The sequence below is a fragment of the Bradyrhizobium sp. Crot121 genome (assembly GCF_059512385.1).
In genome coordinates, this window is the sequence record NZ_JCAMOR010000017.1 from 21,318 (window position 1) to 45,321 (window position 24,004).

General features: G+C 63.8%; 22 protein-coding genes. 12 read left to right on the forward strand and 10 right to left on the reverse strand.

The genetic code is table 11. The features are described 5' to 3' along the window. Positions 1-220: 220 nt before the first annotated feature. The 5 genes from AC5ZGW_RS17010 to AC5ZGW_RS17030 all read left to right on the forward strand — a co-directional run bounded on the left by AC5ZGW_RS17010 (position 221) and on the right by AC5ZGW_RS17030 (position 5,539). Positions 221-1,138, forward strand: a complete 918-nt coding sequence (locus AC5ZGW_RS17010; protein WP_028166346.1) for an ABC transporter permease subunit — start codon at positions 221-223, stop codon at positions 1,136-1,138. An 11-nt stretch (positions 1,139-1,149) separates the two neighbouring features. After that, positions 1,150-2,475: a high-affinity branched-chain amino acid ABC transporter permease LivM gene (gene livM, locus AC5ZGW_RS17015; protein ID WP_130229673.1), complete on the forward strand. Its 1,326-nt coding sequence runs from the start codon at positions 1,150-1,152 to the stop codon at positions 2,473-2,475. Continuing rightward, a complete protein-coding gene (locus AC5ZGW_RS17020) occupies positions 2,472-3,305 on the forward strand; it encodes an ABC transporter ATP-binding protein (protein WP_496113939.1) in 834 nt (277 codons plus the stop codon). Before livM ends, AC5ZGW_RS17020 begins: the two co-directional genes overlap by 4 nt. Positions 3,306-3,519: 214 nt before the next feature. Continuing rightward, positions 3,520-4,260: an ABC transporter ATP-binding protein gene (locus AC5ZGW_RS17025; protein ID WP_130231725.1), complete on the forward strand. Its 741-nt coding sequence runs from the start codon at positions 3,520-3,522 to the stop codon at positions 4,258-4,260. A 160-nt stretch (positions 4,261-4,420) separates the two neighbouring features. Next, entirely contained in the window at positions 4,421-5,539 is a 1,119-nt protein-coding gene (locus AC5ZGW_RS17030; RefSeq protein WP_130231723.1) for a branched-chain amino acid ABC transporter substrate-binding protein, read from the forward strand. 874 nt (positions 5,540-6,413) lie between these two features. On the opposite strand, the gene AC5ZGW_RS17035 is transcribed toward AC5ZGW_RS17030, so the two are convergent. Next, positions 6,414-6,803: a response regulator gene (locus AC5ZGW_RS17035; protein WP_028166414.1), complete on the reverse strand. Its 390-nt coding sequence runs from the start codon at positions 6,801-6,803 to the stop codon at positions 6,414-6,416. Positions 6,804-7,209: 406 nt separating this feature from the next. On the opposite strand from AC5ZGW_RS17035, the gene AC5ZGW_RS17040 reads away from it, so the two are divergent. Genes AC5ZGW_RS17040 through AC5ZGW_RS17050 form a run of 3 tightly spaced genes read left to right on the forward strand, consistent with a single transcriptional unit; the run spans position 7,210 to position 11,259 of the window. Continuing rightward, positions 7,210-9,948, forward strand: a complete 2,739-nt coding sequence (locus tag AC5ZGW_RS17040) for a PAS domain S-box protein (RefSeq protein ID WP_130226243.1) — start codon at positions 7,210-7,212, stop codon at positions 9,946-9,948. Between the two features lie 54 nt (positions 9,949-10,002). Next, a complete protein-coding gene (locus AC5ZGW_RS17045; RefSeq protein WP_130226241.1) occupies positions 10,003-10,998 on the forward strand; it encodes a P1 family peptidase in 996 nt (331 codons plus the stop codon). A 54-nt stretch (positions 10,999-11,052) separates the two neighbouring features. Next, a complete protein-coding gene (locus AC5ZGW_RS17050; protein WP_130226240.1) occupies positions 11,053-11,259 on the forward strand; it encodes a KTSC domain-containing protein in 207 nt (68 codons plus the stop codon). 10 nt (positions 11,260-11,269) lie between these two features. On the opposite strand, the gene AC5ZGW_RS17055 is transcribed toward AC5ZGW_RS17050, so the two are convergent. Further along, complete coding sequence (locus AC5ZGW_RS17055) at positions 11,270-12,052, reverse strand: EF-hand domain-containing protein (RefSeq protein WP_130226239.1); 783 nt, start codon at positions 12,050-12,052, stop codon at positions 11,270-11,272. Positions 12,053-12,307: 255 nt separating this feature from the next. Between AC5ZGW_RS17055 and rpe the strand changes: the two genes are divergently transcribed. Continuing rightward, on the forward strand, positions 12,308-13,009 hold the full coding sequence (gene rpe / locus AC5ZGW_RS17060; protein ID WP_130226238.1) for a ribulose-phosphate 3-epimerase: 702 nt from the start codon (positions 12,308-12,310) through the stop codon (positions 13,007-13,009). Here the strand turns inward: rpe and AC5ZGW_RS17065 are convergent. The 7 genes from AC5ZGW_RS17065 to AC5ZGW_RS17095 all read right to left on the reverse strand — a co-directional run bounded on the left by AC5ZGW_RS17065 (position 13,006) and on the right by AC5ZGW_RS17095 (position 19,615). Then, positions 13,006-14,406, reverse strand: coding sequence for a serine/threonine protein kinase (locus AC5ZGW_RS17065; RefSeq protein ID WP_130226237.1), 1,401 nt, complete (start codon positions 14,404-14,406; stop codon positions 13,006-13,008). The genes rpe and AC5ZGW_RS17065 overlap by 4 nt on opposite strands. Before the next feature lie 3 nt (positions 14,407-14,409). After that, positions 14,410-15,150 carry a metallophosphoesterase family protein gene (locus AC5ZGW_RS17070; RefSeq protein ID WP_130226236.1) on the reverse strand — a complete coding sequence of 247 codons (741 nt, stop codon included), beginning with the start codon at positions 15,148-15,150 and terminating at the stop codon, positions 14,410-14,412. A gap of 113 nt (positions 15,151-15,263) precedes the next feature. Next, on the reverse strand, positions 15,264-15,860 hold the full coding sequence (locus AC5ZGW_RS17075; RefSeq protein ID WP_028166406.1) for a TetR/AcrR family transcriptional regulator: 597 nt from the start codon (positions 15,858-15,860) through the stop codon (positions 15,264-15,266). A gap of 472 nt (positions 15,861-16,332) precedes the next feature. Further along, positions 16,333-17,535: an ABC transporter substrate-binding protein gene (locus AC5ZGW_RS17080; protein WP_496113940.1), complete on the reverse strand. Its 1,203-nt coding sequence runs from the start codon at positions 17,533-17,535 to the stop codon at positions 16,333-16,335. Between the two features lie 52 nt (positions 17,536-17,587). After that, complete coding sequence (locus AC5ZGW_RS17085; protein ID WP_130226235.1) at positions 17,588-18,196, reverse strand: hypothetical protein; 609 nt, start codon at positions 18,194-18,196, stop codon at positions 17,588-17,590. After that, positions 18,193-18,864, reverse strand: a complete 672-nt coding sequence (locus AC5ZGW_RS17090; protein ID WP_130226234.1) for a hypothetical protein — start codon at positions 18,862-18,864, stop codon at positions 18,193-18,195. The genes AC5ZGW_RS17085 and AC5ZGW_RS17090 overlap by 4 nt, the downstream gene beginning before the upstream one ends. After that, entirely contained in the window at positions 18,854-19,615 is a 762-nt protein-coding gene (locus tag AC5ZGW_RS17095) for a MotA/TolQ/ExbB proton channel family protein (protein ID WP_130226233.1), read from the reverse strand. The genes AC5ZGW_RS17090 and AC5ZGW_RS17095 overlap by 11 nt, the downstream gene beginning before the upstream one ends. Before the next feature lie 205 nt (positions 19,616-19,820). On the opposite strand from AC5ZGW_RS17095, the gene AC5ZGW_RS17100 reads away from it, so the two are divergent. The 3 genes from AC5ZGW_RS17100 (at position 19,821) to purB (ending at position 23,318) form a co-directional block, all read left to right on the forward strand. Beyond that, a complete protein-coding gene (locus AC5ZGW_RS17100; RefSeq protein WP_130226232.1) occupies positions 19,821-21,191 on the forward strand; it encodes a sensor histidine kinase in 1,371 nt (456 codons plus the stop codon). Continuing rightward, positions 21,191-21,844, forward strand: a complete 654-nt coding sequence (locus AC5ZGW_RS17105; RefSeq protein WP_028166401.1) for a response regulator — start codon at positions 21,191-21,193, stop codon at positions 21,842-21,844. The genes AC5ZGW_RS17100 and AC5ZGW_RS17105 overlap by 1 nt, the downstream gene beginning before the upstream one ends. A gap of 166 nt (positions 21,845-22,010) precedes the next feature. Beyond that, positions 22,011-23,318: an adenylosuccinate lyase gene (purB, locus tag AC5ZGW_RS17110; protein ID WP_130226231.1), complete on the forward strand. Its 1,308-nt coding sequence runs from the start codon at positions 22,011-22,013 to the stop codon at positions 23,316-23,318. A gap of 15 nt (positions 23,319-23,333) precedes the next feature. On the opposite strand, the gene AC5ZGW_RS17115 is transcribed toward purB, so the two are convergent. Next, complete coding sequence (locus AC5ZGW_RS17115; protein ID WP_130226230.1) at positions 23,334-23,885, reverse strand: cytochrome b; 552 nt, start codon at positions 23,883-23,885, stop codon at positions 23,334-23,336. Between the last annotated feature and the right edge of the window lie 119 nt (positions 23,886-24,004).

Sequence of the window (24,004 nt, forward strand, 5' to 3'; positions counted from 1 at the left end):
CAACGCGGGAACCAGGACGCCGTTTCGGTGGGAACCGTCACGTCACGGTGAGGCAAATGCTGGATCGGGAACCGCCGGTAAAACTACCTCTGTACAAGCCCTTGATGCCGCAGCTAGCGCTGTTGCCGCCCAAGGGGTTCCACTGTTAGAAAATGATACGACGCGTCGGACAAGGCTGCCGGGAGCCCTCGCCGCGTCGCTCTCTCACAAGCGGCAGCGCATGGATTATTTCGCCCAGCAACTCATCAACGGCCTCGTGCTCGGCTCGATCTATGGGCTGATCGCGATCGGCTACACCATGGTCTATGGCATCGTCGGCATGATCAATTTCGCCCATGGCGACATCTTCATGATCGGCGGTTTCATCGCGCTGATCTCCTTTTTGGTGCTGGTCTCGCTCGGCCTCACCGCGATCCCGCTGGTGCTGTTCATCGTGCTCCTGGTGTCGATGGCGATCACCGCGCTCTATGGCTGGACGGTGGAGCGTATCGCCTACCGGCCGCTGCGGCATTCGTTCCGCCTGGCGCCGATGCTCTCGGCCATCGGCATGTCCTTCGTGCTGACGAATTTCTCGCAAGTCGCGCAGGGCGCGCGCGTGAAACCGGTGCCGCCGATCATCACCGGCGGCTACACGCTGCATGAGGGTGAAAGCGGCTTCGTGGTGCAGCTCTCCAACATCCAGATCATCGTCGTGCTCGCCACCGTGGTGCTGCTCGCGCTGTTCACCTGGCTGGTGTCGCGCACGCGGCTCGGGCGCGACATGCGCGCCTGCGAGCAGGACCAGACCATGGCGGCGCTGCTCGGCGTCGACGTCGACCGCACCATCTCCATGACCTTCGTGATCGGCGCCGCGCTCGCCGCCGTCGCCGGCATGATGTACCTGCTCTACTATGGCCTGGTCGATTTCTTCATGGGCTTCGTCGCCGGCATCAAGGCGTTCACCGCCGCGGTCCTCGGCGGCATCGGCTCGCTGCCCGGCGCGATGCTGGGAGGATTGGCGATCGGGCTGATCGAGACATTCTGGTCGGCCTATTTCTCGGTCGAGTACAAGGACGTCGCCGCCTTCTCCATCCTGATCGTAGTTCTGATCTTCCTTCCGACCGGCCTGCTCGGCCGGCCTGAAGTCGAAAAAGTCTGACGGGCGGCCGCGTGACCACGTCAGCGCTCGAGAAGAAGCCGGCGTCGCGCGCGAGCGGCGCCGCCTTCATCCTCAAGAAAGCCACCATCAGTGCCTTGGTCGCGCTGGTGCTGTTCTCGTTGATGATCGGCGTCCGCACCGAGGCCGGCCCGCAAGGCGGGCTGATCTACTGGACGCGGTTCGGCGATCTCGCCGCCATCGTCGCTGCCGTGTTCGGCGGCAGCATCGTCATCGAGCTGCTGCGGCAATGGTGGGGTCCCGCCGACAAAGTCCGCGTCGTTCCGCCGGCGGTACAAAATGCGCTGTCGCTCGCCGGACGCCTGATCGCGCCGGCGCTGCTGATCTTCACCTTCCTGGTGCCGGTGATCTTCTATGATCAGCGCTACATCCTCGATCTCGCGATCCTCGTGCTCACCTATGTGATGCTCGGTTGGGGACTGAACGTGGTCGTCGGCCTCGCCGGCCTGCTCGATCTCGGCTATGTCGCCTTCTACGCCGTCGGTGCCTATTCCTACGCGCTGCTCGCCACCAATTTCGGACTGTCGTTCTGGGTCTGCCTGCCGCTCGCCGGCATCCTCGCCGCGTTCTGGGGCGTGCTGCTCGGCTTTCCCGTGCTCAGATTGCGCGGCGACTATCTCGCGATCGTGACACTGGCGTTCGGCGAGATCATCCGCCTCGTCATCATCAACTGGCAGAGCCTGACCGGCGGCCCGAACGGCGTCTCCGGCATCCCGCGGCCGACCTTGTTCGGCATTCCGCTCTCGCCGGGCGAGGACGGGCTGGCGGCGCGGCTCGGCATCGAGTTCTCGCCGACCCACCGCATCGTGTTCCTGTTCTATTTGATCCTGGCGATGGCGCTGCTGACCAACTGGGTCACGATCCGCCTGCGCCGCCTGCCGATCGGCCGCGCCTGGGAGGCGCTGCGCGAGGACGAGGTCGCCTGCCGCGCGCTCGGCATCAACACCACCACGACCAAACTCACGGCCTTTGCCACCGGCGCGATGTTCGGCGGCTTTGCAGGCGCGTTCTTCGCGACGCGCCAGGGCTTCATCAGCCCGGAATCCTTCACCTTCCAGGAATCGGCGCTGGTGCTCGCCATCGTCGTGCTCGGCGGCATGGGCTCGCAGCTCGGCGTCGCGCTGGCTGCGCTGGCGATGATCGGCGGCTTCGAGCTGTTCCGCGGCCTTGACCAGTACCGCATGCTGGTGTTCGGGATGGCGATGGTGCTGCTCATGATCTGGCGGCCGCGCGGACTGATCGGTCATCGCGCCCCGACCGTCTATCTCGAGCGCAACCAGGCGATCTCCTCCGACCTCGTCAAGGAGGGACACGGATGAGCGGTGAGACCATCCTCTCCGTCAATGGCCTGTCGATGCGGTTCGGCGGCATCGTTGCCGTGAACGATCTCTCCTTCGATGCCGGACGGCGCAAGATCACCGCGTTGATCGGCCCGAACGGCGCCGGCAAGACCACCGTCTTCAACTGCATCACTGGCTTCTACAGGCCGAGCGGCGGCTCGATCGCGCTGACCCATGACGACGGCAAGACGATCCAGCTCGAACGTCTGAACGATTTCCGCATCTCCAAGCAGGCGCGCGTGGCGCGCACCTTCCAGAACATCCGCCTGTTCCCCGGCATGACGGCGCTGGAGAATCTGATGGTGGCGCAGCACAACGCGCTGATGCGTGCCTCCGGCCTGACCTTCCTCGGCCTGATCGGCGCGCCGTCCTGGCGCAGCGCCGAAGCCCGCGCGATCGAACTGGCGCGCACCTGGCTGACGCGCGTCGGCCTGCTCGACCGCGCCGACGATGCCGCCGGCAACCTTCCCTATGGCGACCAGCGCCGGCTCGAGATCGCGCGCGCGATGTGCACCGAGCCCGCGCTGCTCTGCCTCGACGAGCCCGCCGCCGGCCTGAACGCGCGCGAGAGCGCCGCCTTGAGCGAGCTCTTGCTCTCGATCCGCACCGAACAGGGCACCTCGATCCTCTTGATCGAGCACGACATGTCCGTGGTGATGGAGATTTCCGACCACGTCGTGGTGATGGATTACGGCGTCAAGATCGCCGAAGGCACGCCACAATCCGTCCGCGACGATCCCAAGGTGATCGCCGCCTATCTCGGCGCCGACGAGGAAGAAGCCATCGCCGTCATGGAGAGCGGCACGTGATCGCCCACGCTCTATCCCCGTCATGCCCGGGCTTGTCCCGGGCATCCACGTTCCGACGGCCCTCCGTCATTGCGAGGAGCGAAAGCGACGAAGCAATCCATGCCGCGGCGCGCGGAGGGATGGATTGCTTCGCTTCGCTCGCAATGACGACAGGCCGGAGAAAGCGCGTGGATGGCCGGGACAAGCGCGGCCATGACGGCTGCGAGGTTGCCCTATGACCTCAACCTCTCCCCTCCTCGCAATCCGGGGCCTGCGCGCGGCCTACGGCAAGATCGAAGCCCTCAAGGGCGTCGATCTCGAGATCAATGCCGGCGAGATCGTCGCGCTGATCGGGGCCAATGGCGCCGGCAAGTCGACGCTGATGATGACGATCTTCGGCAAGCCGCGCGCCCGCGCCGGGGCGATCGAGTTCGACGGCGATGACATCACCGGCGTGCCGACGCACGAGATCGCGCGGCTTAGGATCGCGCAGTCGCCCGAGGGACGCCGGATCTTTCCGCGCATGAGCGTCGCGGAAAACCTGCAGATGGGCGCTGACGTCACCGAGTGCAGCGAAGCGGAACGCGCGGCCGTGCTGGAACGCGTGTTCACGCTGTTCCCCCGGCTCAAGGAACGCGTCAACCAGCGTGGCGGCACGCTCTCCGGCGGCGAGCAGCAGATGCTGGCGATCGGCCGCGCGCTGATGAGCCGCCCGCGCCTGTTGATGCTGGATGAGCCTTCGCTCGGCCTCGCGCCGCTGATCGCACGCCAGATCTTCGACGCGATCCGCACCCTGAACCGCCAGGATGGCCTGACCGTCCTGATCGTCGAGCAGAACGCCAACCACGCACTGAAACTTGCCCATCGCGGCTACGTCATGGTCAACGGCTTGATCACGCTGTCTGGAACCGGCAGCGAGTTGTTGCAGCGGCCGGAGATCCGCGCTGCCTATCTGGAAGGCGGCCGGCGGGGCTAGCTGATCGGCACCCATCCTGCGGCAAGATGCTGCGAAGGGAGCGTGCATTTGCCTGAAAAATGCCGATGACTTCACGGCAAATTCAGTCGACAATGCCGTCGGTTTCGTATCCGGCGGCGCGCCGGATGCTTCCCTTAAGCGATGACCACGGGGACTCCACATGAAATCACTCAAGCTGATCGGCCTTGCACTCGGCGCATCGCTCGCACTGTCGGCGAGCGCATTCGCGCAGGATATCACCATCGCAGTGGCCGGCCCGATGACGGGCTCCGAATCCGCGTTCGGCCGGCAGATGAAGAACGGCGCCGAACAGGCGGTTTCCGATCTCAATGCCGCGGGCGGCGCGCTCGGCAAGAAGCTCAAGCTCGAGGTCGGCGACGATGCCTGCGATCCCAAGCAGGCGCGCTCGGTCGCGGAAAAACTCTCCAGCGCGCGGATCCCCTTCGTCGCCGGTCACTTCTGCTCGTCGTCGTCGATCCCGGCGTCGGAAGCCTATGCCGACGGCAACACGCTGCAGATCACGCCGGCCTCGACCAACCCGCTGTTCACCGAACGCAAGCTCTGGAACGTCGCGCGCGTCTGCGGCCGCGACGACCAGCAGGGCCTGGTCGCCGCCGAGTACATCCTGAAGAATTTCAAGGGTAAGAACGTCGCGATCCTCAACGACAAGACGACCTACGGCAAGGGCCTCGCGGACGAGACCAAGAAGGCGCTGAACAAGGCCGGCTTCCAGGAGAAGATGTTCGAGTCCTACAATAAGGGCGACAAGGATTTTAACTCCATCGTCTCGCGGCTCAAGCGCGACAACATCGATCTCGTCTATGTCGGCGGCTATCACCAGGAGGCCGGCCTGATCCTGCGCCAGATGCGCGACCAGGGCCTGCAGACGGTGCTGATGGCGGGCGACGCCATGAACGACAAGGAGTTCGCCTCGATCACCGGCCCCGCCGCCGAAGGCACGCTGTTCACCTTCGGTCCCGATCCCCGCAACAAGCCGACCGCGAAAGCCATCGTCGAGAAGTTCAGGGCCAAGAACATCGATCCCGAAGGCTACACACTCTACACCTACGCCGCGATGCAGGTGTGGTCACAGGCGGTCGCCAAGGTCGGCTCCACTGATCCGAAGAAGGTGATGGACGCGATCAAGGCCGGCGAGTGGGACACCGTGCTCGGCAAGATGGCCTTCGACGCCAAGGGCGACATCAAGGCGATCGACTACGTCGTCTACAAGTGGGACGCCAAGGGCAACTACGCCGAAGTGAATCCGAAGGGGTCGTAGGCGTATCCACATCACCGCCGTCATTCCGGGGCGCGCGCAGCGCGAGCCCGGAATCCATTGGGCCACAGGCGCAAGCGGCGAAATGGATTCTCTGATGTGCAATTGCACATCATAGCTCGACGCTCCGCATCGCCCCGGAATGACAGCCCCGTCATTGCGAGCGGAGCGAAGCAATCCACTCTTCCGCTTGCGGCGCTATGGATTGCTTCGCTCCGCTCACAATGATGATGTGGATGCCTTGGGTGCGACAAATCAACCCGACGGGCAAATCACCTAAAAGTCTGTCCAGACTATCAGCGAAAAATAAATCGCTTAACCCGTCGGGCAAATCAGTGATTTAACTCCGCACGTCTCACCCAGATGAGGGGCGGGTCGCGATCGTCACGAACGTTGCGGTGAGATGCGGTGGACGCGATGCGTGCGACTGACGAGCGCGCGTAACGCGGACGGCGAAGTCGTGTGGTCCTGGCGCCCCGACGCTGGCGCTAAGCTTCTTGTGAAGTGACGGTGGCAAAAGAGCCCGGTCACCGGGGAGAGCACGAAGGAAACCGTAACACCATCGCGCAGGGAAAGCCGGAATGCTTCGGTTGAACCTGTGGTCCTACCCCCGTGCTTTTTGTTGCACGGGACCCACGGGTGCAACCAGCACCCGGCTTTCCCTGCGCCCTCTGATATCGAGGAGGGTGAAACGAGACGCAAAGCTCGGGCAAATCATGCCGCGAGAATGCGAACTCATATCCGCTGTTTGAATCAGACGTAGGATGGGTAGAGCGAAGCGAAACCCATCATCGCACCGCTTGCTCCATCGCGATGGGTTTCGCTTCGCTCTACCCATCCTACGGGTCCGCTGTTTGAAATTTGGGAAGTCGTCCGATCAAACCGCCGCGCGCACCGCAACGGGGACAACCGCCTGCCGCGCGTTCTCGATGGCGCGCATCAAGTCGTTCGGACGGAACGGCTTCTGCAGGCAGACCACGTTCGACAGGTCTGGCGCTTCAGCGACGAAATCCAGCGCCGTCATGCCGGAGATCGCGACGATGGGGAAATCCGGCTGGCGGTCGCGCATCATCGACATGAGGTCGAGACCGCTCTTGCCCTGCAGGAAGATGTCGATGATCGCAAGATCGAATTTGGCCGTTTCGAACGCCTTGATCCCCTCCGCGGCGGACGCCGCCTCGACAATCTCGAAACGATTGACGCGCAGCACAATTGCGATCATCGCGCGCACGTCGGATTGGTCGTCGACAATAAGAACACGGGCCATGAAAACCCCCGGGACCAGCTGCGGGAAGCCTAGTCGTGGAAAACGCTATGCAGTAGGTGATCAGGCGAATTATCTATCCTGTCAGTAAAGAGGTGGTTACCTCAATTGGATACGGGCGCCCGGTTCAATTCCCTGCCGGTAGCAGATAACCTTGGATCGATTTCGAGCAATTCGTTTTGCGCCAAAGCGATGCGTAGCGGGTTTATGGGACTTTCATTTCGACGTTCCCCAAATCAGCGGACACAGCCTTCCCTTTCCGCCGGTACGGAGAGAGGGGCCGGATATTCCACTTTGTGTGGACAGCCCGCGCGCGGATTTGACGTGATCGACTGTCTTGCGTTCGATACCGCCTTCCAGGAGGCCATCAGTGCTCAAGGGTAACGATCGCAGCTTCTTCCTTTCGACCATGCCGGCCTCGCGCGGCGACCGCAACGTAGCGCTGGCGGTGGTCGTCGTCTCGGCCGTGCTGTTCGTGATCGCGATACCATTCGCCGGGATGCCGCTGACGCCGGTACCGGCTTTCGTGGCGAGCTACCAGTCCGTGCTGGCCATCAACGATCTCATCACCGCGGTGCTGCTGTTTTCGCAGTTCGCCATCCTGCGCTTGCGGGCGATGCTGCTGCTCGCCAGCGGGTATCTCTTCACCGCCGCTGCCGCGATCACCCACGCGCTGACCTTTCCGGGCCTGTTTGCGCCGGCGGGCCTGTTCGGCGCCGGTTCGCCGACCACGGTCTGGCTCTACATGGTCTGGCACGGCTTCTTCCCGCTGACGGTGCTCGGCTACGCGGTTTTGAAAGGAAACGACGGCGCCCGGATTCGCGGCTCGACGATGTCGGCGATCATGGGCAGCGTTGCGGCAATCGTCGTCGCGATGGCGCTGTTTACCTGGATCGTCACCGCCCAGCACGACCACCTCCCAGTCCTTTTGAGCCGCGGTCACTACACGCCGGTCATGCTCGGCGTGGTCTCGACGGTGCTGTTCTTCTGCGCCGCCGCGCTTGCTGCGCTATGGTTCCGGAAGCCGCATTCCGTCATCGACATCTGGCTCATGGTCGTGCTGTGCGCCTGGCTGTTCGACATCGCGCTGTCGGCGATGCTCAACGTCGCGAGATTCGATCTCGGTTTCTACGCCGCACGCATCTACGCCTTATGCGCCGCCAGCTTCGTGCTCGCGGTGCTGTTGATCGATAACGTCGCGCTGCAGGCGCAGATGTCGCGGCTGTTGGGCGTAGTTCGTCGCCAGGCCGCCACTGAACGCGACTACCACGCCGAGCGCGAGCGGCTGTTCAGCGCGGTCGTGGAATCCTCGAATGACGCCATCATCACCAAGTCGCTCGACGGCACCATTACCGCCTGGAATCCGGCCGCCGAGCGCCTGTTCGGCTATCCGGCAGCCGTGGCGGTCGGCCAGCACATCGACCTCATCGTGCCGCCCGACAATCGCGGCGAGGTCAACGACATTCTCAAGCGGATCCGCAGCGGCGAAAAGCTGGCGCAATATGAAACGCAGCGGCTGCACAAGAGCGGCAAACCGATCGACGTCTCGCTCAGCGTCTCGCCGCTATTGTCGGCGACGGGCGAGATCATCGGCGCCTCCAAGATCGCGCACGACATCACCGAAAGCAGGCGGACGCGGGAGGCGCTGAGCCGGGAGCTCGAGGAGCGGCAGCATATCTTCGAAGCATCGCAGGACTTCCTCTCCATAACCGACAAGCAGGGCCATTTCGTCCAGGTCAGCCCGAGCGCCAGGACCATTGCGGGCTACGATCCCGCCGAGATGGTCGGACGTTCCGCGGTCGAGTTCGTTCATCCGGATGATCTCGAAAACACCCGCAACGAAATGCGCGCTGCGCGGCGCGGCCAGAGCAAGCGCAACTTCGAGACGCGCCTGATCCGCAAAGACGGCGAAGTGGTGTCGCTCAACTGGTCCGCAACCTATTCGGAGCCGGTCAAGCGCTATTTCTTCATCGGCCGCGACCTCACCGAGAAGCAGGCCGCTGAGGCGCAGATCCGGCAGGTGCAGAAGATGGACGCGGTAGGCCAGCTCACCGGCGGCGTCGCCCATGACTTCAACAACATCCTGACCGTCATCACCGGCACCATCGGCATCCTGGAAGAAGCGGTCTCCGACCGGCCCGACCTCGTCGCCATCGCCCGGCTGATCGACGAAGCCGCCGAGCGCGGCGCCAACCTGACCAGGCACCTGCTCGCCTTCGCCCGCAAGCAGCCGCTGCAGCCGGTCGATGTCGATATCAACGCGCTGATCCTGGAGGCGGCGAAGCTGCTGCGCCCGACGCTCGGCGAGCATATCGAGATCACGCCAATGCTGGCCGACGACGCCTGGACGGCAATGGTCGATCCGAACCAGCTCACCGCGGCAATCCTCAATCTCGCACTGAATGCACGCGATGCCATGCCCCGCGGCGGCAAGCTGGCGCTCGAAAGCCGCAACGTCTATCTCGACGAGGGCTATGCCAGCATGCACAGCGAGGTCGCGGTCGGCCATTACGTCATGGTCGCCGTCAGCGACAGCGGCGGCGGCATTCCGGCCCATCTCCTGGAAAAAGTATTCGATCCCTTCTTCACCACCAAGGAAGTCGGCAAGGGCACCGGGCTTGGGCTTTCCATGGTGTTCGGCTTCGTCAAGCAGTCGGGCGGGCACATCAAGATCTACAGCGAGGAACGCCATGGCACCTCGGTCAAGATGTATCTGCCGCGCGCGACCGGCCTCGCCCAGACTATCGCGGAAGCGCAGCAGACCACCGATCTCCGGGGCGGACACGAAGCCATCCTGGTGGTCGAGGACGACGCGCTGGTGCGCAAATATGTCGTGACCCAGATCACAAGCCTCGGCTACTCGACGCTCGAGGCGGCGAATGCCGCTGAGGCGCTCAAGATCATCGATACCGGCGCGCCGATCGACCTCCTGTTCACCGACGTCATCATGCCGGGCGCCATGAACGGACGTCAGCTCGTCGACGAAGCGCTGAAGCGGCGGCCTGGGCTCAAGACACTGTACACGTCGGGCTACACAGAGAACGCGATCGTCCATCACGGGCGGCTCGATTCCGGCGTGCTGCTGCTGGCGAAGCCCTATCGCAAGTCCGAGCTTGCCAAGATGATCCGGCTCGCGCTCGGCAGTTGATGCATTCGGTTCGGTTGCTATATCGATCAACAAGACGACAAGAGGAAGCGCGCTTTGAAAAATCTCCTCACCGACATCGCAGGCGTCCGCGTCGGCCATGCCGACGACGCTTCGATCGCCTCCGGCGTCACAGCGATCATCTTTGACAAGCCCGCCGTGGCGTCGATCGACGTGCGCGGCGGTGGCCCGGGCACGCGCGACGACGCGCTGCTGCAGCCGCACAATACCGTCGATGCGGTGGACGCGATCGCACTGTCCGGCGGCTCGGCCCTCGGCCTCGATGCTGCCGGCGGCGTGCAGGCCTGGCTGGCCGAGCAAGGCCGCGGCTTGCGGATCCGCGACGCCGTGATCCCGATCGTGCCCGGTGCGATCTGCTTCGATCTCTTGAACGGCGGCAACAAGGCGTGGGGCCGGTTCCCGCCCTATCGCGATCTCGCTTATGCCGCGGCGGCCGCGGCCGGGAGCGATTTCCGGCTCGGCAGCGTCGGCGCCGGCACGGGCGCGACCACGTCCAACCTGAAGGGCGGACTAGGTTCGGCGTCGGCGCGAACCGATGACGGCGTGACGGTTGCCGCACTTGCCGTCGTCAATGCGGTCGGCTCCGTCACGGTCGGCGATGGCCCGTGGTTCTGGGCCGCGCCCTTCGAGGTCGACGGGGAATTCGGCGGACGCGGTCTGCCGGCCTCGTTCACGCCTGATATGCTGAAGGCGCGGCTGAAGGGCGGGCCGGCGGCGACATCCGGCGAGAACACCACACTGGTCGTGGTCGTCACCGATGCTACGCTGACGAAAACGCAGGCCAAGCGGCTGGCGATGATCGCGCAGACCGGCATGGCGCGGGCGATCTATCCGGCGCATGCGCCGCTCGACGGCGACGTGGTGTTTGCCGCGGCGACCGGCGAGAAGCCGATCGATCCTTTGTTCGGCCTCACCGAACTCGGCATGCACGCCGCCAACACTGTGGCCCGCGCCATCGCGCGCGGCGTATATGCGGCGACCGCGCTGCCCTTCCGCGATGCGCTGCCGAGCTGGCAGGATCGCTTTGGCTAGCAACTTAGTTCAGCGACATGCGTTGAGGCTGCGGGTTCCAGCTCGGGTGCCGCAATGCCATCCACTGTCATTCGCTTCTTCCGCTACGACGCCGAAAAACGCGAGCTGTTGGTGCTCTTCGTTACTGGCCGCCGCTACATCTACGAGGACGTTCCGCCTGATGTGGCCGAGGCATTCGGCAACGCATTCTCAAAGGGCCAGTTCTTCAACCACGAGATACGTGATCGCTACCGTTCCCGCGAACTCAAGCAATTGGCTTAAACGCGATCTGTCACGCATTGACCGAGAGGGAGGCCCAGGCCTGCGCCGAGATCGGCTTGGCCTGCAGCTGCACCAGTTGGTCGACGGCGTGCCGCTGCCCCAACTGGTCGACGAAATTGTAGGACGAGGTGGCAGCCCGCGCGGCAGACGGGCTCGCAGCAGAGGTCGCCGTTATTTTCGATCCGTCGGCATAGGTCGTGGTGGTCGTGACCGATCCATCGCTGTTGGCAGTCGAAGTGCTGGTGCCATCAAGCGCCTGCATCAGCGCATCGGCACCGCCGCCACCGCCGCCGGAGTGACGATGAGCATGCGAGCGATGGCCGGACCCGCCCTTCAAAGCCGAGGACATCTCGTCCAGCGTGACATTGCCGTCGCCATCCTTGTCGAGCTTGGAGAAAACATCATCAGCCTTCGCCAGATTGGTCCCGCCGGCGCCGAGCGCATTCTCGAATTCGGATTTCGTGATCTTGCCGTCGCCGTCGCCATCGATCTGCCCGAACAAATCCTTCAGCGCATCCGAGCGACTCTTGGTCGACGCTGCCGCGCCGGTCGAAACCTGGCTCTGCGCATCGAGCAGCGCGCTCATCGTCTCCGGGGCGATCGGCGCAGAGCTGCTGCCGGCCGATCCGGAACTCGGGGCCGCGCCCGTCGGCGTCGTCGTGGCGCCGGAAATATCGAAGATGTTGCCGGCGTCCTGGGCCTGGCCGGCGGGCTTTGCCTGCGACGTCTTCGACGACGTCAACGACTTCAGGAGATCGATGGCCGACGAGGCAGCGCCAAGGGCGAACAGCATGAGAGGGAACTCCGACAATGCCGCGTGAGCGGCGGCCCAACACCTGCACGACTAGCGAGCAAGCGCTGTGCCATGGCGAAAAGCCCTTTAAAATCGGCATTTCGTGCATACAGACAGGTTCGCCGCAGCCGGCAATTGCTGCCGCTGCGGCAATTTTTTCCTGCCCGCGATTTCCCTCCTGTGCATTGCCCGGCACCAGCATGCATGTTAGGCGGAACCATCCTGCCGCTACAGAGATGCCTTGGGAGAGCGTCCATGTCCCAGCCCTTCACGCCACGTCCGCTGGTGATCGCGCCGTCGATCCTGGCCTCGGATTTCTCCAAACTCGGCGAAGAAGTCCGCGCCGTCGACCAGGCCGGCGCCGACTGGATCCATCTCGACGTCATGGACGGGCATTTCGTGCCGAACATCTCCTATGGCCCTGATGTCATCAAGGCGATGCGCCCGCACACCAAGAAGGTATTCGACGCGCATCTGATGATCTCGCCTTGCGATCCCTATCTCGAGGCGTTCGCGAAGGCCGGCTGCGACCACATCACGGTGCATGCCGAGGCCGGCCCGCATCTGCATCGTTCGCTGCAGGCGATCCGCGCGCTGGGCAAGAAGGCTGGCGTCTCGATCAATCCGGCAACACCCGTGAGCGCGATCGAGCATGTGCTCGACCTCATCGACTTGGTGCTGGTGATGTCGGTCAATCCGGGATTTGGCGGCCAGGCCTTCATCCGCGGCTCGCTCGGCAAGGTCAGCGACGTCAGGGCGATGACCGCCGGCCGGCCGATCGACATCGAGGTCGATGGCGGCGTCGCGCCCGATGTATCAGGGGAACTGGCAGCGGCCGGCGCCAATGCGTTTGTCGCCGGCTCGGCCGTGTTCAAGGGCGGCACGATGGAGGCATACAAGGCCAACATCTCCGCGATCCGCAACGCAGCGGCGCTGGCGCGCGGCGAAGCGATCTAGCCCGAGCGTGGCGGGCGCACCACGGTCACCGTGCAAGGCGCCTCCGCCGCCACCTTCGCCGAGACGCTGCCGAGCAGCGTCCGCAGCATGGAATCCCGCCGCGCGCCGATCACGATGTGATCGACCTGATTGGCTTGCGCGAATTCCAGGATTGCCGCCGCGGGATCGATCGCCTCCAGCACATGCACCGACAGCCGGTTCTCGTCGAGCTTCAGCGAGGACGCCCAGTGGCGCAACGCGACCAGGCGGTCGATATGCTTGTTGCTGCCCTTCTCATCCAGGGTCCGATCGATGGTGACGAGGCCAAGCTTGAGCACGTTGACGCATGCGAGACGGGCCTGCGGCAAGGTCCCGAGTATCCGCTGCGTGGTGACGCGCAAGGCATCGTTCAGCGGGCCCGAGGTTTCCGTCGTATCGATCGCAACCACCAGGATCGGGCTCGACGCCAATTGTACCGCGACATCGGACTTCGGCTGCGGCTGCCATGCCCCGCGGTTGAAGCGGCGGCGCATCACCGTCGCGAACGGATCGCGCTCGCGCCGCTCTGCACGCGCCGTCAGCTTGACCTGATCGGGATTGCTGAGATCGAAGGCGAGTTGCGAGGCGGTCGGATAGCGCCAGGCGGGCTCGATCTCCAGGCATCGCAGGACGATCTCCTGCAGCCAGGGCGGATAGTCGGGTTTGAGCTTGCGCGGTGGATAGGGATCGCGCCACAGCCGCCGACGCATGCCGCGCAGCGTCTCGCTCTCGCCGAACGCCCGCACCCCGGTGGTGAAGAAATACAGCAGCACGCCGAGCGAAAACAAATCGCTGCGCGGATCGTCGCGCACCCCAAGCAGGCGCTCCGGCGCCATATAGGGCGCGGTGCCGTAAGGCACGCGAAATTCCTCCTGCAGCAGATCGGGCAGATGTTCGTGATGCGACAGGCCGAAATCGATCAGCACAGCCTCGCCGCTCTCGCGGAACATGATGCTGCTCGGCTTGATGTCGTGATGGATGACGTTCTGCCGATGCAGCGCCGACAGCGCAGCAGCGATCTTGATGCCGAGCGCCCTCGCCTCCTCGTAAGCGATCGGCAGATCGTCGAGCCGCTTGTAGAGGGTCCGGCCCGGGATGCGCTCGAGCACGACATACGCCTGGCGCGCGAAATCGCCGGTGCCGAAGCAGGCCGGCACATGCGGCCCGGACAATCGCGGCAGGATCATCTGCTCCATCTCGAAGCTGACGATGGCGGCGGGGTCCTCGCCTTCCGAGACTCGCGGCACCTTCATCAGGAGCGGCACGTTGATGCCGGGATGGGTGACGCTCCACAGCGTCGCCATGCCGCCGCGGTGCACGCACTCGCCGACGGTGAAGCCATCGATGACCGTGCCCGGCTGCATGAGAATTTTCGCCATTTGCTATCGGCCGACCAACAGGCGATCGGCAAGCCAGCCCGGCAGGCCATTCTCGCGGATCCGGGCGGCTGCCGAGTCGATATCATAGGGGGCACGACAATAGGTGACCTCCCGCCTCTCGGTGTCGAACATGGCGAAGGCGGCTGCGGGAATGCCGTCGCGGGGCTGGCCGACGGAGCCAAGCACCGCAAGCCAGCGCCGGCCGGCCAAGAGCTGCACGGCTACGCCCGTGGTCGGGACAAAGCTGGTCATCTTCGCCGTCGACGACATCGAATAGAGCGCTGGACGGTGGATATGACCGCAAAAGGTGATTGGAGCCTCCGCAGCCATCATGCTGCGCGCAGCGTCCGACGCGTCGCGCACGTAGCGCCACCTGGTCGGGTTGGACGCTTCGGAATGGACGTAGAGGCGGTCGTCCTCCTGCTGCATCAGCGGCAGTTCGGTAAGGAAACGCCGTTGCGCCGCGCTGAGCTTGCCGCGGGTCCACTCGACCACCGCCTGGGCTTCGGCGTTCATCGCGTCGTTGTCGATACCGATGGCGGTGTCATGGTTGCCGCGAACCGCGATCGCGCCGTCCTCGACCAGCGCCATGACGGTATCGACGATCCATTCGGGGTCGGCCCCATAGCCAACGAAGTCGCCGAGCAGGACGAATTTCTCTGCGCCTTGCGCACGCGCAGCCTCAAGGCAGGCGTCAAATGCCTGCCGATTGCCGTGAATATCCGCAAACAGCGCGAGACGCACATCATCCTCCCAGCCAATCCTGGCGGGCCCAATCACATCTGTCTTGATGGATATCAAACACGGGCAACTCGGTGCCCGCAAATGGATCGGGGGGATCGATCGCGAATTACGAGCTAGTGCTTAGGACAGGCTTCGAGCCCGCGGAACAGCAGCGCCAGCAAGGCGTCGGTGCGCTCCTGCAGATCCGGATCGGCCCATTCGTCGGCATGGGCCGGGTGATGAAGGCTTCTCGTCGCCTCGAAAATCGCGCGGGCGGTCGCCTTGAGATCATCGACCTCGAACACGCCCTCCTCGACGCCGTCGGACAGGATATGCGCGATCTGATCGGTCAAGCATTCCTTGTGGCCCTTGACCACAACACAAGCCTCGCGCGCCAGCGTCAGGTAGGTGCGGAACATCTCGGGATCGTCGGCGAACCTGGCCTGCTTGGTTGCGAACAGGGTGCGCAGCCACCGATCGAGCCGGGCCTGCGCTGGGCCGGCACTCGCTGCGATCTCCTGCAGCGGGACCTTGGCCCGATCGAGCCAGCGTTTTGCCACGGCTTCGCGCAGCGAAGCCTTGCTCGGAAAGTGCCGGTAGACACTGCCGTGGCTCACATCGAGCGCACGGGCAACATCCACCACTGTCGCCTTGGCGAGCCCATAGCGACGCAGGACGTCCTCGGTGACCTCCAGGATACGTTCAGGGGTCAAGACGACTGCTTCGTTCATGGCTTTACCCTATCCCCAGCTCTTGGGCTTTTCCACTCCGGCGGTCAGGCGCATTGCAAAACGGCCTGGCCGGTCGTTAAGGCAGTCCTAATTCCAGCTAGCGGGCCAATTTTTCCGCCTGGGCGGCCAGGTGGCGAGCCACCTGCTGATTGAGCCAGCGCTGGATCTGTTCGGTCAAATGCAAAATCTCGATCGTCATCATCGTAGTCTCCGGCAAGTCCGTGGCCGGCTCTTTGACCCGAACCCGGTACTCAACTCTTCCGGATCAGGCATTTCGCGGCCGCAAACCACGGGGCGCCCCATCCGGCGTCCGGAAGCTGATATAGCATTTCTGACTGACAGATTTCAATATCTGTCATTCAATAACTTGTGATAGGACCGGCGCTCGGCTCTTGGCGCCTTCGACCTCCCGCCCGCCGCCCACAGCGGAGCGATCCGTCAGGGACGCCGCCGGAAAGCCCGCCCCGCTTACCTACTCGCTGACCAACGGCCCGAAGGGCTCCCATCGCTCTCCGGTGAAGCGCATCATCCGGAACTCCTTGATCACCCGATAGTCGCTCGCGCTGGTGTTGATGGAGAGCCCAGGCAGCAGCAGGTCGAGCCTCACGTCGCGCAGGCTGGTGGCTTGGCGCATGACGTTTTCGCGCGAAAGATCGTCACCGCACCGCTTCAATACCTCCACCAGCAGTTCGGCCGCGCTGTAGCCGTAGGTCGTAAAAATGCTTTTGCGGTCACCGCCCGGAAAATAGGTGTCCATGAATGCGGTCCATCGACTCAAGCCCTCGTCGTTCTGCCAGGTGGGATCGCTCGTCTCCTTGAACGAACTCGCTGAGATTGCCCCCTTGGCATGGTTGATTCCGGCAGGAACCAGTACGGCGTCGATCGACGAGGAGCCGACTCCCAGCAGGTGAACAGGAGTCCAACCCAATTCGGCCATTCTTCTGATGGTTTGCGCAGCGAACTTGGGAGCCGCCATGTTCACCAACAAGTCGACGCCAGCAGCTTTCAGTCGCACGATCTGCGAGTCCACCGTCGCGTCTGAGACATCGTAAGGGGCTTCACCGACGAGGAGTTCACTTGCTCTTGCGCCGAAGGCCTCCTTCAGGCCGCTCAAGTAATCCTTCCCGCTCTCATCATTCTGATAGAGCAGGCCAACTTTCGCTGCAGGATAGTTCTCAAGGATGAACCGCGCATAGACACTGATCTCTGTCCGCAGGTTAGGCGCGAAGCCCATCGTCCAGGGAAAATTGGTCGGATCCTCGAACCGCTTTGCGCGTCCGGCTACGAAAAGCTGCGGGACCTTGCGATCGTTGAGATACTTTTGAACGGCAATATTGGAAGCGTTGCCCAACGTCTGAAACGTGAACAGCACCTCGTCGCCTTCAACCAACCTCCGTACCTGCTCAACTGTCTTCGAAGGCATCGCCGCATCGTCATAAGAGATCAGCCTGATCTTGCGTCCATTGATGCCGCCCCGATCGTTGATCATACGGAAGTAAGCGTCTTGCACCTTGCCAATGATAGAGGAGGCGGAAACTGGACCGCTGTAGGGCATCGTCTGGCCGATCCTGATCTCAATATCACTCGCTCCCGGATCGTAGGGGCCGCTTCGCGCATGCGGCACGCTTCCACAGAGTAATAGGACGCCAATCAGCGCTGCCCTGAGCGCGGTCATTTTGTTGTCAGTGCGACGGACCATCCGCTCGCTCAGCCCATGCATGGTCGCCCTATTGCTCCTCCTTCGGAGGCATTCGCGGTGGCAGCAGCGGGGTAAATGAGACGGCCTCGCCGGGTCCTGGGGCCGCCATCAGGGCCCCGCCGGTCGAGGGATCGCCCCCCGATGTCTCGATCACGGCGCTCGGGGTGATGTATTCCCTGGCCGCCGCGATCAGGCCGCCCTCGCCGGTCCCGAAATCCGCGGCCCGCCCGCCCTGGGGACGGCCGGCGGCAATCTCGGTGATGGCCTTGTCGGTCTTCTGCGCCAGCGAGTCGCTGTAGGGGATGCGGTAGGCCCTGGGGATGCCGCTCGGCCGGTTGTCTTCGTCGAGGGTCTCGACCCAGAGATAGATCGAGCCCGGGTCGCCCTCCAGCGAGTGCGGCTCCACAATGCGCGCCTGCAGCAGCTTGAACGAGGCCGGCAGCCTGTCGACGCTGGCCCAGCCCAAGAGGCCGCGGACGCCCATGAAGCTCGCAATGTAGAACGCACTGGTCACGACCACAGCGACCGCCTTGGCCGACCAAGGCAAGCGTGCATAGACCAGGATGACGAGCAACAGCGCGCTGATCAGAGCGTAGCTGACCGAGAGCGTGAGGATGACTGACTGGAGGTTGTTCACGGGCGAGACATCCTGACGCCTGTCTTCGGATCGAGGTCCGCGCCGTTTGCGCGCACGTTGCGGAACGTCTCCATCAATGATTTCTGCCGCTGCTGCACGTCGACCACCTTGCCTTCCGCATCGACCCAGAAGCGCAGCGCGGTTTTCTCGTCGCCGGTGTGATCGAGCGTCAACTTGTTGTCGAAGATCACTTGGGCGGTCGGATTGAGCTTCTGCACCTTCACGCTGACCGGAACCGGCTGCCCGGTCGTCGCCTGGAAATGCGAAACATTCACGGTGTATTCGCCGGGGATAATGCCGCGCACGGTGACGATCTCTTCTCGGATCGGCGACGGAATCTTCTTGCCGTTGACGATGATGAAATCGTTGGCACCGCCGCGGTCATCGCGGTCGAGCGTGAGGAAGCCGGCTTCGCGGCGGCGATACCAGGCGATGTTGCCTGCGGGATCCTGCACGAACAGATCGAAATCATCGGGATGATTGTCGGGCCAGTCCATCGTGATGATGAATTCGGCCTTGGAGTCGATCTTCCCCTCCTTCGACTCCGGTGAAACCGCAAGCAACGCGAGGAAAAACAGGAAGGCGACGACCTGCAGCGCCTTGAACAGCATCACGCCGAGCGGATCGAACTGTTCTTCCCGTGGATAAAGGCCGAACTCATCCATCATGATGGTGTTCCAAGGCCGGGGTGACGTGCGTCTCGGTCAACATGACGGCATCGGAGAACACCCGCTGGGTGGCGGCATCGAGCATGTAGTATTGAATCCTGACGAGGATCGATCCGATCAGGCCGGCCAGCGTCGTGTACATGGCCACCGCCATGCCATCGCTCATCAGGCCCATCGACGATCGCATCGCGACCTTGTCGGCCGCGTCGAGGGTTGCGATCGGCGCCAGCATGATGATGAAGCCGATGATGGTTCCGAGCAGTCCAAGCTTCATCAGCGTATCGGAAACGAACGCACCGAAGGCGTTGGAGCCGCGCAACCGGTCCGCCAGCGACCTGAGCAGCAGCGTCTGATCGATGCGGCCGCTCGCCTGCGCCGCGGCCTTCTTCACCAGGTTGCGGATGTGATCGCTGACGAGCCCGCCAGGCAGAGCGCGCGCATTCTCGTCGAGCTTCCTCGCAGCGCCGGGAGTGGACAGGATCGCCCGGCAGCGTCTGGCCGCTTCGCCTTCACGCGCAATCGCTCGCGTCCGCCAGAAGCAATGAAAGCAGGTGATGACGTAGAGAACGGCGATCAGGCTTGAAATATAGGTGCGATCCGAGGTCACCATGAGATGGAGCAACCCGTATCGCCACAGCAGCATGGCGGCGAAGATCGAAAGCCCCGTGAAGATCATCCATAACAACAGGACGCTTCGCTCTGAATTGTCCTTGCCGGGCAAGACAGGCTCGGCGCCAACGGTGGCACTCATGCAGCTTTGCTCCCTGAGGGCGGCCAAGAGAGACTGCCCGCAAACGCTCCCCGGCTTTTGTTAATCCGAGGCGACAGGTTGCGTCCAAAGACATATGCCCGCGCTTCGTTGGGAAAATTTCCCGAGCTTCGCCTCACCTGCCATCTTGCAATTGGCCCCGAATAGCGGTGCTGTTAGATTCATCCAGAAGCCGCGGAGTGATCGCATGCGCCTCGTGCTCCAGCTCGTCGCCCGTCTGCTCGTCATCGTCATCTTGTGTCTGGGAGGCGCAACCGTTTGGGCAACGATCGACGCCTACCACAGTGTCGACCGCGCCACGGCTGCATCCGCCGAACGGGTCTCGCAAGCGCTGGAAGCGCTCTACTGGCGCGAATTGCTGTTGCGCGGCAACAGGACACGCGAACACCTTTTGCCGGTACCGGAATGGCGCACCACCCAGACGATGAGCCTGATTTCGCCTGGAGTCTGCGTCCAGTTTGAGCCGAAGGGCGAGTTCGAGAATCCGCTGTGCGGCCAGAGCAAAGGGATCGGCGCATCTCCACCGCATTGGTTCGCAGCTGCCGTAGAGACATTCCTTGGCGACCACGCCGCGGTCGCCCGGCCGATCAGTGCGCGCTCGACCACTGCGGGCACAGTTACGGCCGTCGCCGATCCCGACGCCGCGATATCCCTCGCCTGGCAGCACATCCTCGATAACGTCCACGTCGCGCTGCTGATGGCTGTGGCTATCGCCCTGCTTGCCTCGCTCGCGATTGCGCATGCGCTGGCCCCGGCGCAGTTGATCGTTACCGCACTGCAGCGCATGGCGAATGGCCATTATCGAACGTCGCTTCCGCGCTTCCGATCGATGGAACTTGCCATGATCGGGCAAGCCGTCGGCGAGCTCGGAGATCGCCTCGCGCAGGCCACGGAAGAACGGGCCGTCCTGACCCGCCGGCTGCTTGAGATCCGCAGCGACGAGCGACGGGCGCTGGCGCGCGAACTGCACGACGAATTCGGGCAAAACCTCACAGCGATCCTGGCCTTCGCCAACACGATCGAAGCGGCCAGCGCGCAGGAGCAGGACCGAGGCGACGTCGCGCAGGATGCGCGGATGATCTCGAAGGCCACGCTGCACATCATGGCATGCCTGCGCGGCACCCTGAACCGCCTGCGCCACCCGCCCGCCGAGGAACTCGGGCTGGAGGCGAGCCTCATCAACCTGGTTGATAGTTGGCGATCGCAGAACGCGACGCAGCCGATGATCCAGCTCGACCTCAAAGGCGATTTCGCCGACGTGCGAGGCGCCGTCGCCGCGACCGCCTATCGTGTGGCTCAGGAATGCCTGACCAACTCGTTGCGCCACAGTGCGGCGCGCGAGATCGTGCTCCGGATCGAGCGGCGGACGGGGCTGGAAAATGCGCTGCTGGTCCGTGTCGAGGACGACGGCGGCGGCGATGCCGCCAAGGTGGCGCAGTCCGCCGGCTTCGGCCTGACCGGAATACGCGAGCGCGTAACCGCTCTCGGCGGCTCGCTGTCGATCGCGCACGCAAGGCGCGGTCTGAGCGTTGCCGCCACCATCCCGCTTGCTGCCTGATGCCGGCGTCGCAGACCAGTGGCATTTCGATCCTGCTTGTCGACGACCATCCCGTGGTCCGGCAAGGCTACCGACGCGTTCTGGAGCACCAAGGCGACTTCAGGGTGGTCGCCGAAGCCGACAACGCAGCCGACGCTTACCGCGCATACAAGAGCCACGCCCCTGATGTCGTGGTCATGGACATCTCGATGCCGGGTGCCAGCGGGCTTGAAGCTATCAGGAACATCCGCCAGCGCAGCGCTGGTGCGCGCGTTCTCGTCTTCAGCATGCACAGCGAGGCGGCGCTGGTGAAAGCCGCCTTCGGCGCCGGGGCAAGCGGCTATGTCACCAAGAGCAATGAACCGACCGTGCTGATCGCGGCGATCCGTTCGGTGGCGCGTGGCGAACATGCAATGAGCGACGACGTCGCCCATGTCCTGGCGATGGAAAGCCTGACCCCGTCAGGATCGGTCCTTGACCAATTGGGGGAACGGGAGATCGAGATCCTGCGGCAATTGGCTGCCGGCTCGACCACAGAGCAGATCGCAGTAAACCTCAATCTCAGTATGAAGACGGTTCAGAACTATCACTACCTGATCAAGACCAAGACCGGCATGCGGACCGACGCGCAGCTCGTCCGCCTCGCCGTCGAGTGTGGGTTGACTAGCCTGTAGCCGCGCCCGGCAGTCGCGCCACCGCCTTGGGACGCAGCCCCATTTTCTATCTGCAGCAAGCCCGTATGGGTGGCCTCTCCGAGCCCGCTCTGCTAAAGCACGGCGTAAAAACAAACCGGCTGGGAGTCGCTTAGCGATCCCGCCCTACACTTTCCCGGAGTTTTCGATGATCCCCCGCTACACTCGCCCGGAGATGGCCGCGATCTGGGAGCCGCAGACCCGCTTCAAGATCTGGTTTGAGATCGAGGCGCATGCGGCTGATGCGCTGGCGGAACTCGGCGTCATTCCCAAGGAGGCGGCGAAGACGATCTGGGCCAAGGGCAAGCACGCGACCTTCGACGTCGCACGGATCGACGAGATCGAGCGCGAGACCAAGCACGACGTCATCGCCTTCCTGACCCATCTGGCTGAAATCGTCGGCCCCGAGGCACGCTTCGTGCATCAGGGCATGACCTCCTCCGACGTGCTCGACACCTGCCTCAACGTGCAGCTCACCCGCGCCGCGGACCTCCTGCTCGCCGACATCGACAAGGTCCTGGCCGCGCTGAAGAAGCGCGCCTTCGAGCACAAGATGACACCAACCATCGGCCGCTCTCACGGCATTCACGCCGAGCCGGTGACCTTCGGCCTCAAGCTCGCCTATGCCTATGCGGAATTCTCCCGGGCCCGGGCGCGGCTCGTCGCCGCCCGCAAGGAAGTCGCGACCTGCGCGATCTCCGGCGCGGTCGGCACCTTTGCGCAGATCGACCCACGCGTCGAAGAACATGTCGCCAAAGCCATGGGGCTCGAGCCGGAGCCGATCTCGACCCAGGTGATCCCGCGCGACCGCCATGCGATGTATTTCGCGACGCTGGCCGTGATCGCCGCCTCGATCGAGCGCCTCGCAGTCGAAATCCGTCACCTGCAGCGCACCGAGGTGCTGGAAGCCGAAGAGTTCTTCTCCGAAGGGCAAAAGGGTTCGTCGGCGATGCCGCACAAGCGCAACCCGGTGCTGTCGGAGAACCTCTCCGGCCTGTCGCGGATGGTGCGCGCCTATGCCGTGCCCGCACTCGAGAACGTCGTGCTCTGGCACGAGCGCGACATCTCGCATTCCTCCGCTGAGCGCATGATGGGCCCGGACGCCACCGTGACGCTCGACTTCGCGCTGGTGCGCCTCGCCGGCCTGGTCGAGAAGCTCCTGGTCTATCCACAGAACATGCAGAAGAACCTCGACCGCCTCGGCGGTCTCGTACATTCGCAGCGGGTGCTGATCGCGCTGACGCAAAAGGGCGCGAGCCGCGAGGACGCCTACAAGTTCGTGCAGCGCAACGCCATGCCGGTCTGGCGCGGCGAAGGCGACTTCCTGACGTTGCTCAAGAAAGATCCGGACGTGAGGAAATATCTAAGTGACGCCGAGATCGAGGAGCAGTTCGACCTCGGCTATCACCTCAAGCACGTCGACACGATCTTCAAGCGCGTATTCGGGGAGACCTGACCCCGGCCCTGCGGCTTAACCCGGCGCGCCGTCGACCATGCGGGCGGCGACGCGGTCGCGGCGCAGGAAGTGATGCCAGGCTACGGCCACGATGTGAATTCCGATCAGCGCCAGCAGCACATAGGCGAGATAGATGTGCCTGTTCTCATAGGCCTGCGCCGCGGCGCGATCAGGCGAGGTGATCTGGGGCACGTGAAACAGCCCGAACCAGTCCGAATAGTTGGGCGTCCGCGCGCCCGAGTGCGCCCAGCCCAGCACCGCCACCAGGATGGTGACGGCATAGAGCGCCAAATGGCTGACCCGGGCGGCGATCCGGTGCCAGCGCGAGGTATCCTCCGGCAAGGCCGGCGTCGGATTGACGCCGCGCCAGACGAGCCGGAGCAGGGTCAGGAGCAGCACGACATAGCCGATATCGGCATGGATCGAGCGATAGAAGAAGCGGTCCGGCCGAGCGGGGATATGGTTCATCCACCAGCCGAAAGCGATCATGCCGATAATCGCCGCCGCCAGCGCCCAGTGGAATCCGCGCGCAACGCTGCCCCAGCTCGATGTCGTGTTTCGGATCATGCGCCCGGCCCCATCGGCTTCGAGTTCGTTGCCGCCGGGCCCTTGCCGCGCTGCAGCGCGTCCTGATAACCCTCCGGTCAGATCAAGGCGATTTGAATCGTTCCAAAAACTCCACCCTG

Excerpts from the sequence above, each read along its gene's own strand:
- AC5ZGW_RS17010 (WP_028166346.1), top strand. The coding sequence starts at position 221 with ATGGATTATTTCGCCCAGCAACTCATCAACGGCCTCGTGCTCGGCTCG.
- AC5ZGW_RS17020 (WP_496113939.1), top strand. The coding sequence starts at position 2,472 with ATGAGCGGTGAGACCATCCTCTCCGTCAATGGCCTGTCGATGCGGTTC.
- AC5ZGW_RS17025 (WP_130231725.1), top strand. The coding sequence starts at position 3,520 with ATGACCTCAACCTCTCCCCTCCTCGCAATCCGGGGCCTGCGCGCGGCC.
- AC5ZGW_RS17030 (WP_130231723.1), top strand. The coding sequence starts at position 4,421 with ATGAAATCACTCAAGCTGATCGGCCTTGCACTCGGCGCATCGCTCGCA.
- AC5ZGW_RS17035 (WP_028166414.1), bottom strand. The coding sequence starts at position 6,803 with ATGGCCCGTGTTCTTATTGTCGACGACCAATCCGACGTGCGCGCGATG.
- AC5ZGW_RS17040 (WP_130226243.1), top strand. The coding sequence starts at position 7,210 with ATGCCGGCCTCGCGCGGCGACCGCAACGTAGCGCTGGCGGTGGTCGTC.
- AC5ZGW_RS17050 (WP_130226240.1), top strand. The coding sequence starts at position 11,053 with ATGCCATCCACTGTCATTCGCTTCTTCCGCTACGACGCCGAAAAACGC.
- AC5ZGW_RS17055 (WP_130226239.1), bottom strand. The coding sequence starts at position 12,052 with ATGCTGTTCGCCCTTGGCGCTGCCTCGTCGGCCATCGATCTCCTGAAG.
- rpe (WP_130226238.1), top strand. The coding sequence starts at position 12,308 with ATGTCCCAGCCCTTCACGCCACGTCCGCTGGTGATCGCGCCGTCGATC.
- AC5ZGW_RS17065 (WP_130226237.1), bottom strand. The coding sequence starts at position 14,406 with ATGGCGAAAATTCTCATGCAGCCGGGCACGGTCATCGATGGCTTCACC.
- AC5ZGW_RS17075 (WP_028166406.1), bottom strand. The coding sequence starts at position 15,860 with ATGAACGAAGCAGTCGTCTTGACCCCTGAACGTATCCTGGAGGTCACC.
- AC5ZGW_RS17080 (WP_496113940.1), bottom strand. The coding sequence starts at position 17,535 with ATGACCGCGCTCAGGGCAGCGCTGATTGGCGTCCTATTACTCTGTGGA.
- AC5ZGW_RS17090 (WP_130226234.1), bottom strand. The coding sequence starts at position 18,864 with ATGATGGATGAGTTCGGCCTTTATCCACGGGAAGAACAGTTCGATCCG.
- AC5ZGW_RS17095 (WP_130226233.1), bottom strand. The coding sequence starts at position 19,615 with ATGAGTGCCACCGTTGGCGCCGAGCCTGTCTTGCCCGGCAAGGACAAT.
- AC5ZGW_RS17100 (WP_130226232.1), top strand. The coding sequence starts at position 19,821 with ATGCGCCTCGTGCTCCAGCTCGTCGCCCGTCTGCTCGTCATCGTCATC.
- AC5ZGW_RS17105 (WP_028166401.1), top strand. The coding sequence starts at position 21,191 with ATGCCGGCGTCGCAGACCAGTGGCATTTCGATCCTGCTTGTCGACGAC.
- purB (WP_130226231.1), top strand. The coding sequence starts at position 22,011 with ATGATCCCCCGCTACACTCGCCCGGAGATGGCCGCGATCTGGGAGCCG.
- AC5ZGW_RS17115 (WP_130226230.1), bottom strand. The coding sequence starts at position 23,885 with ATGATCCGAAACACGACATCGAGCTGGGGCAGCGTTGCGCGCGGATTC.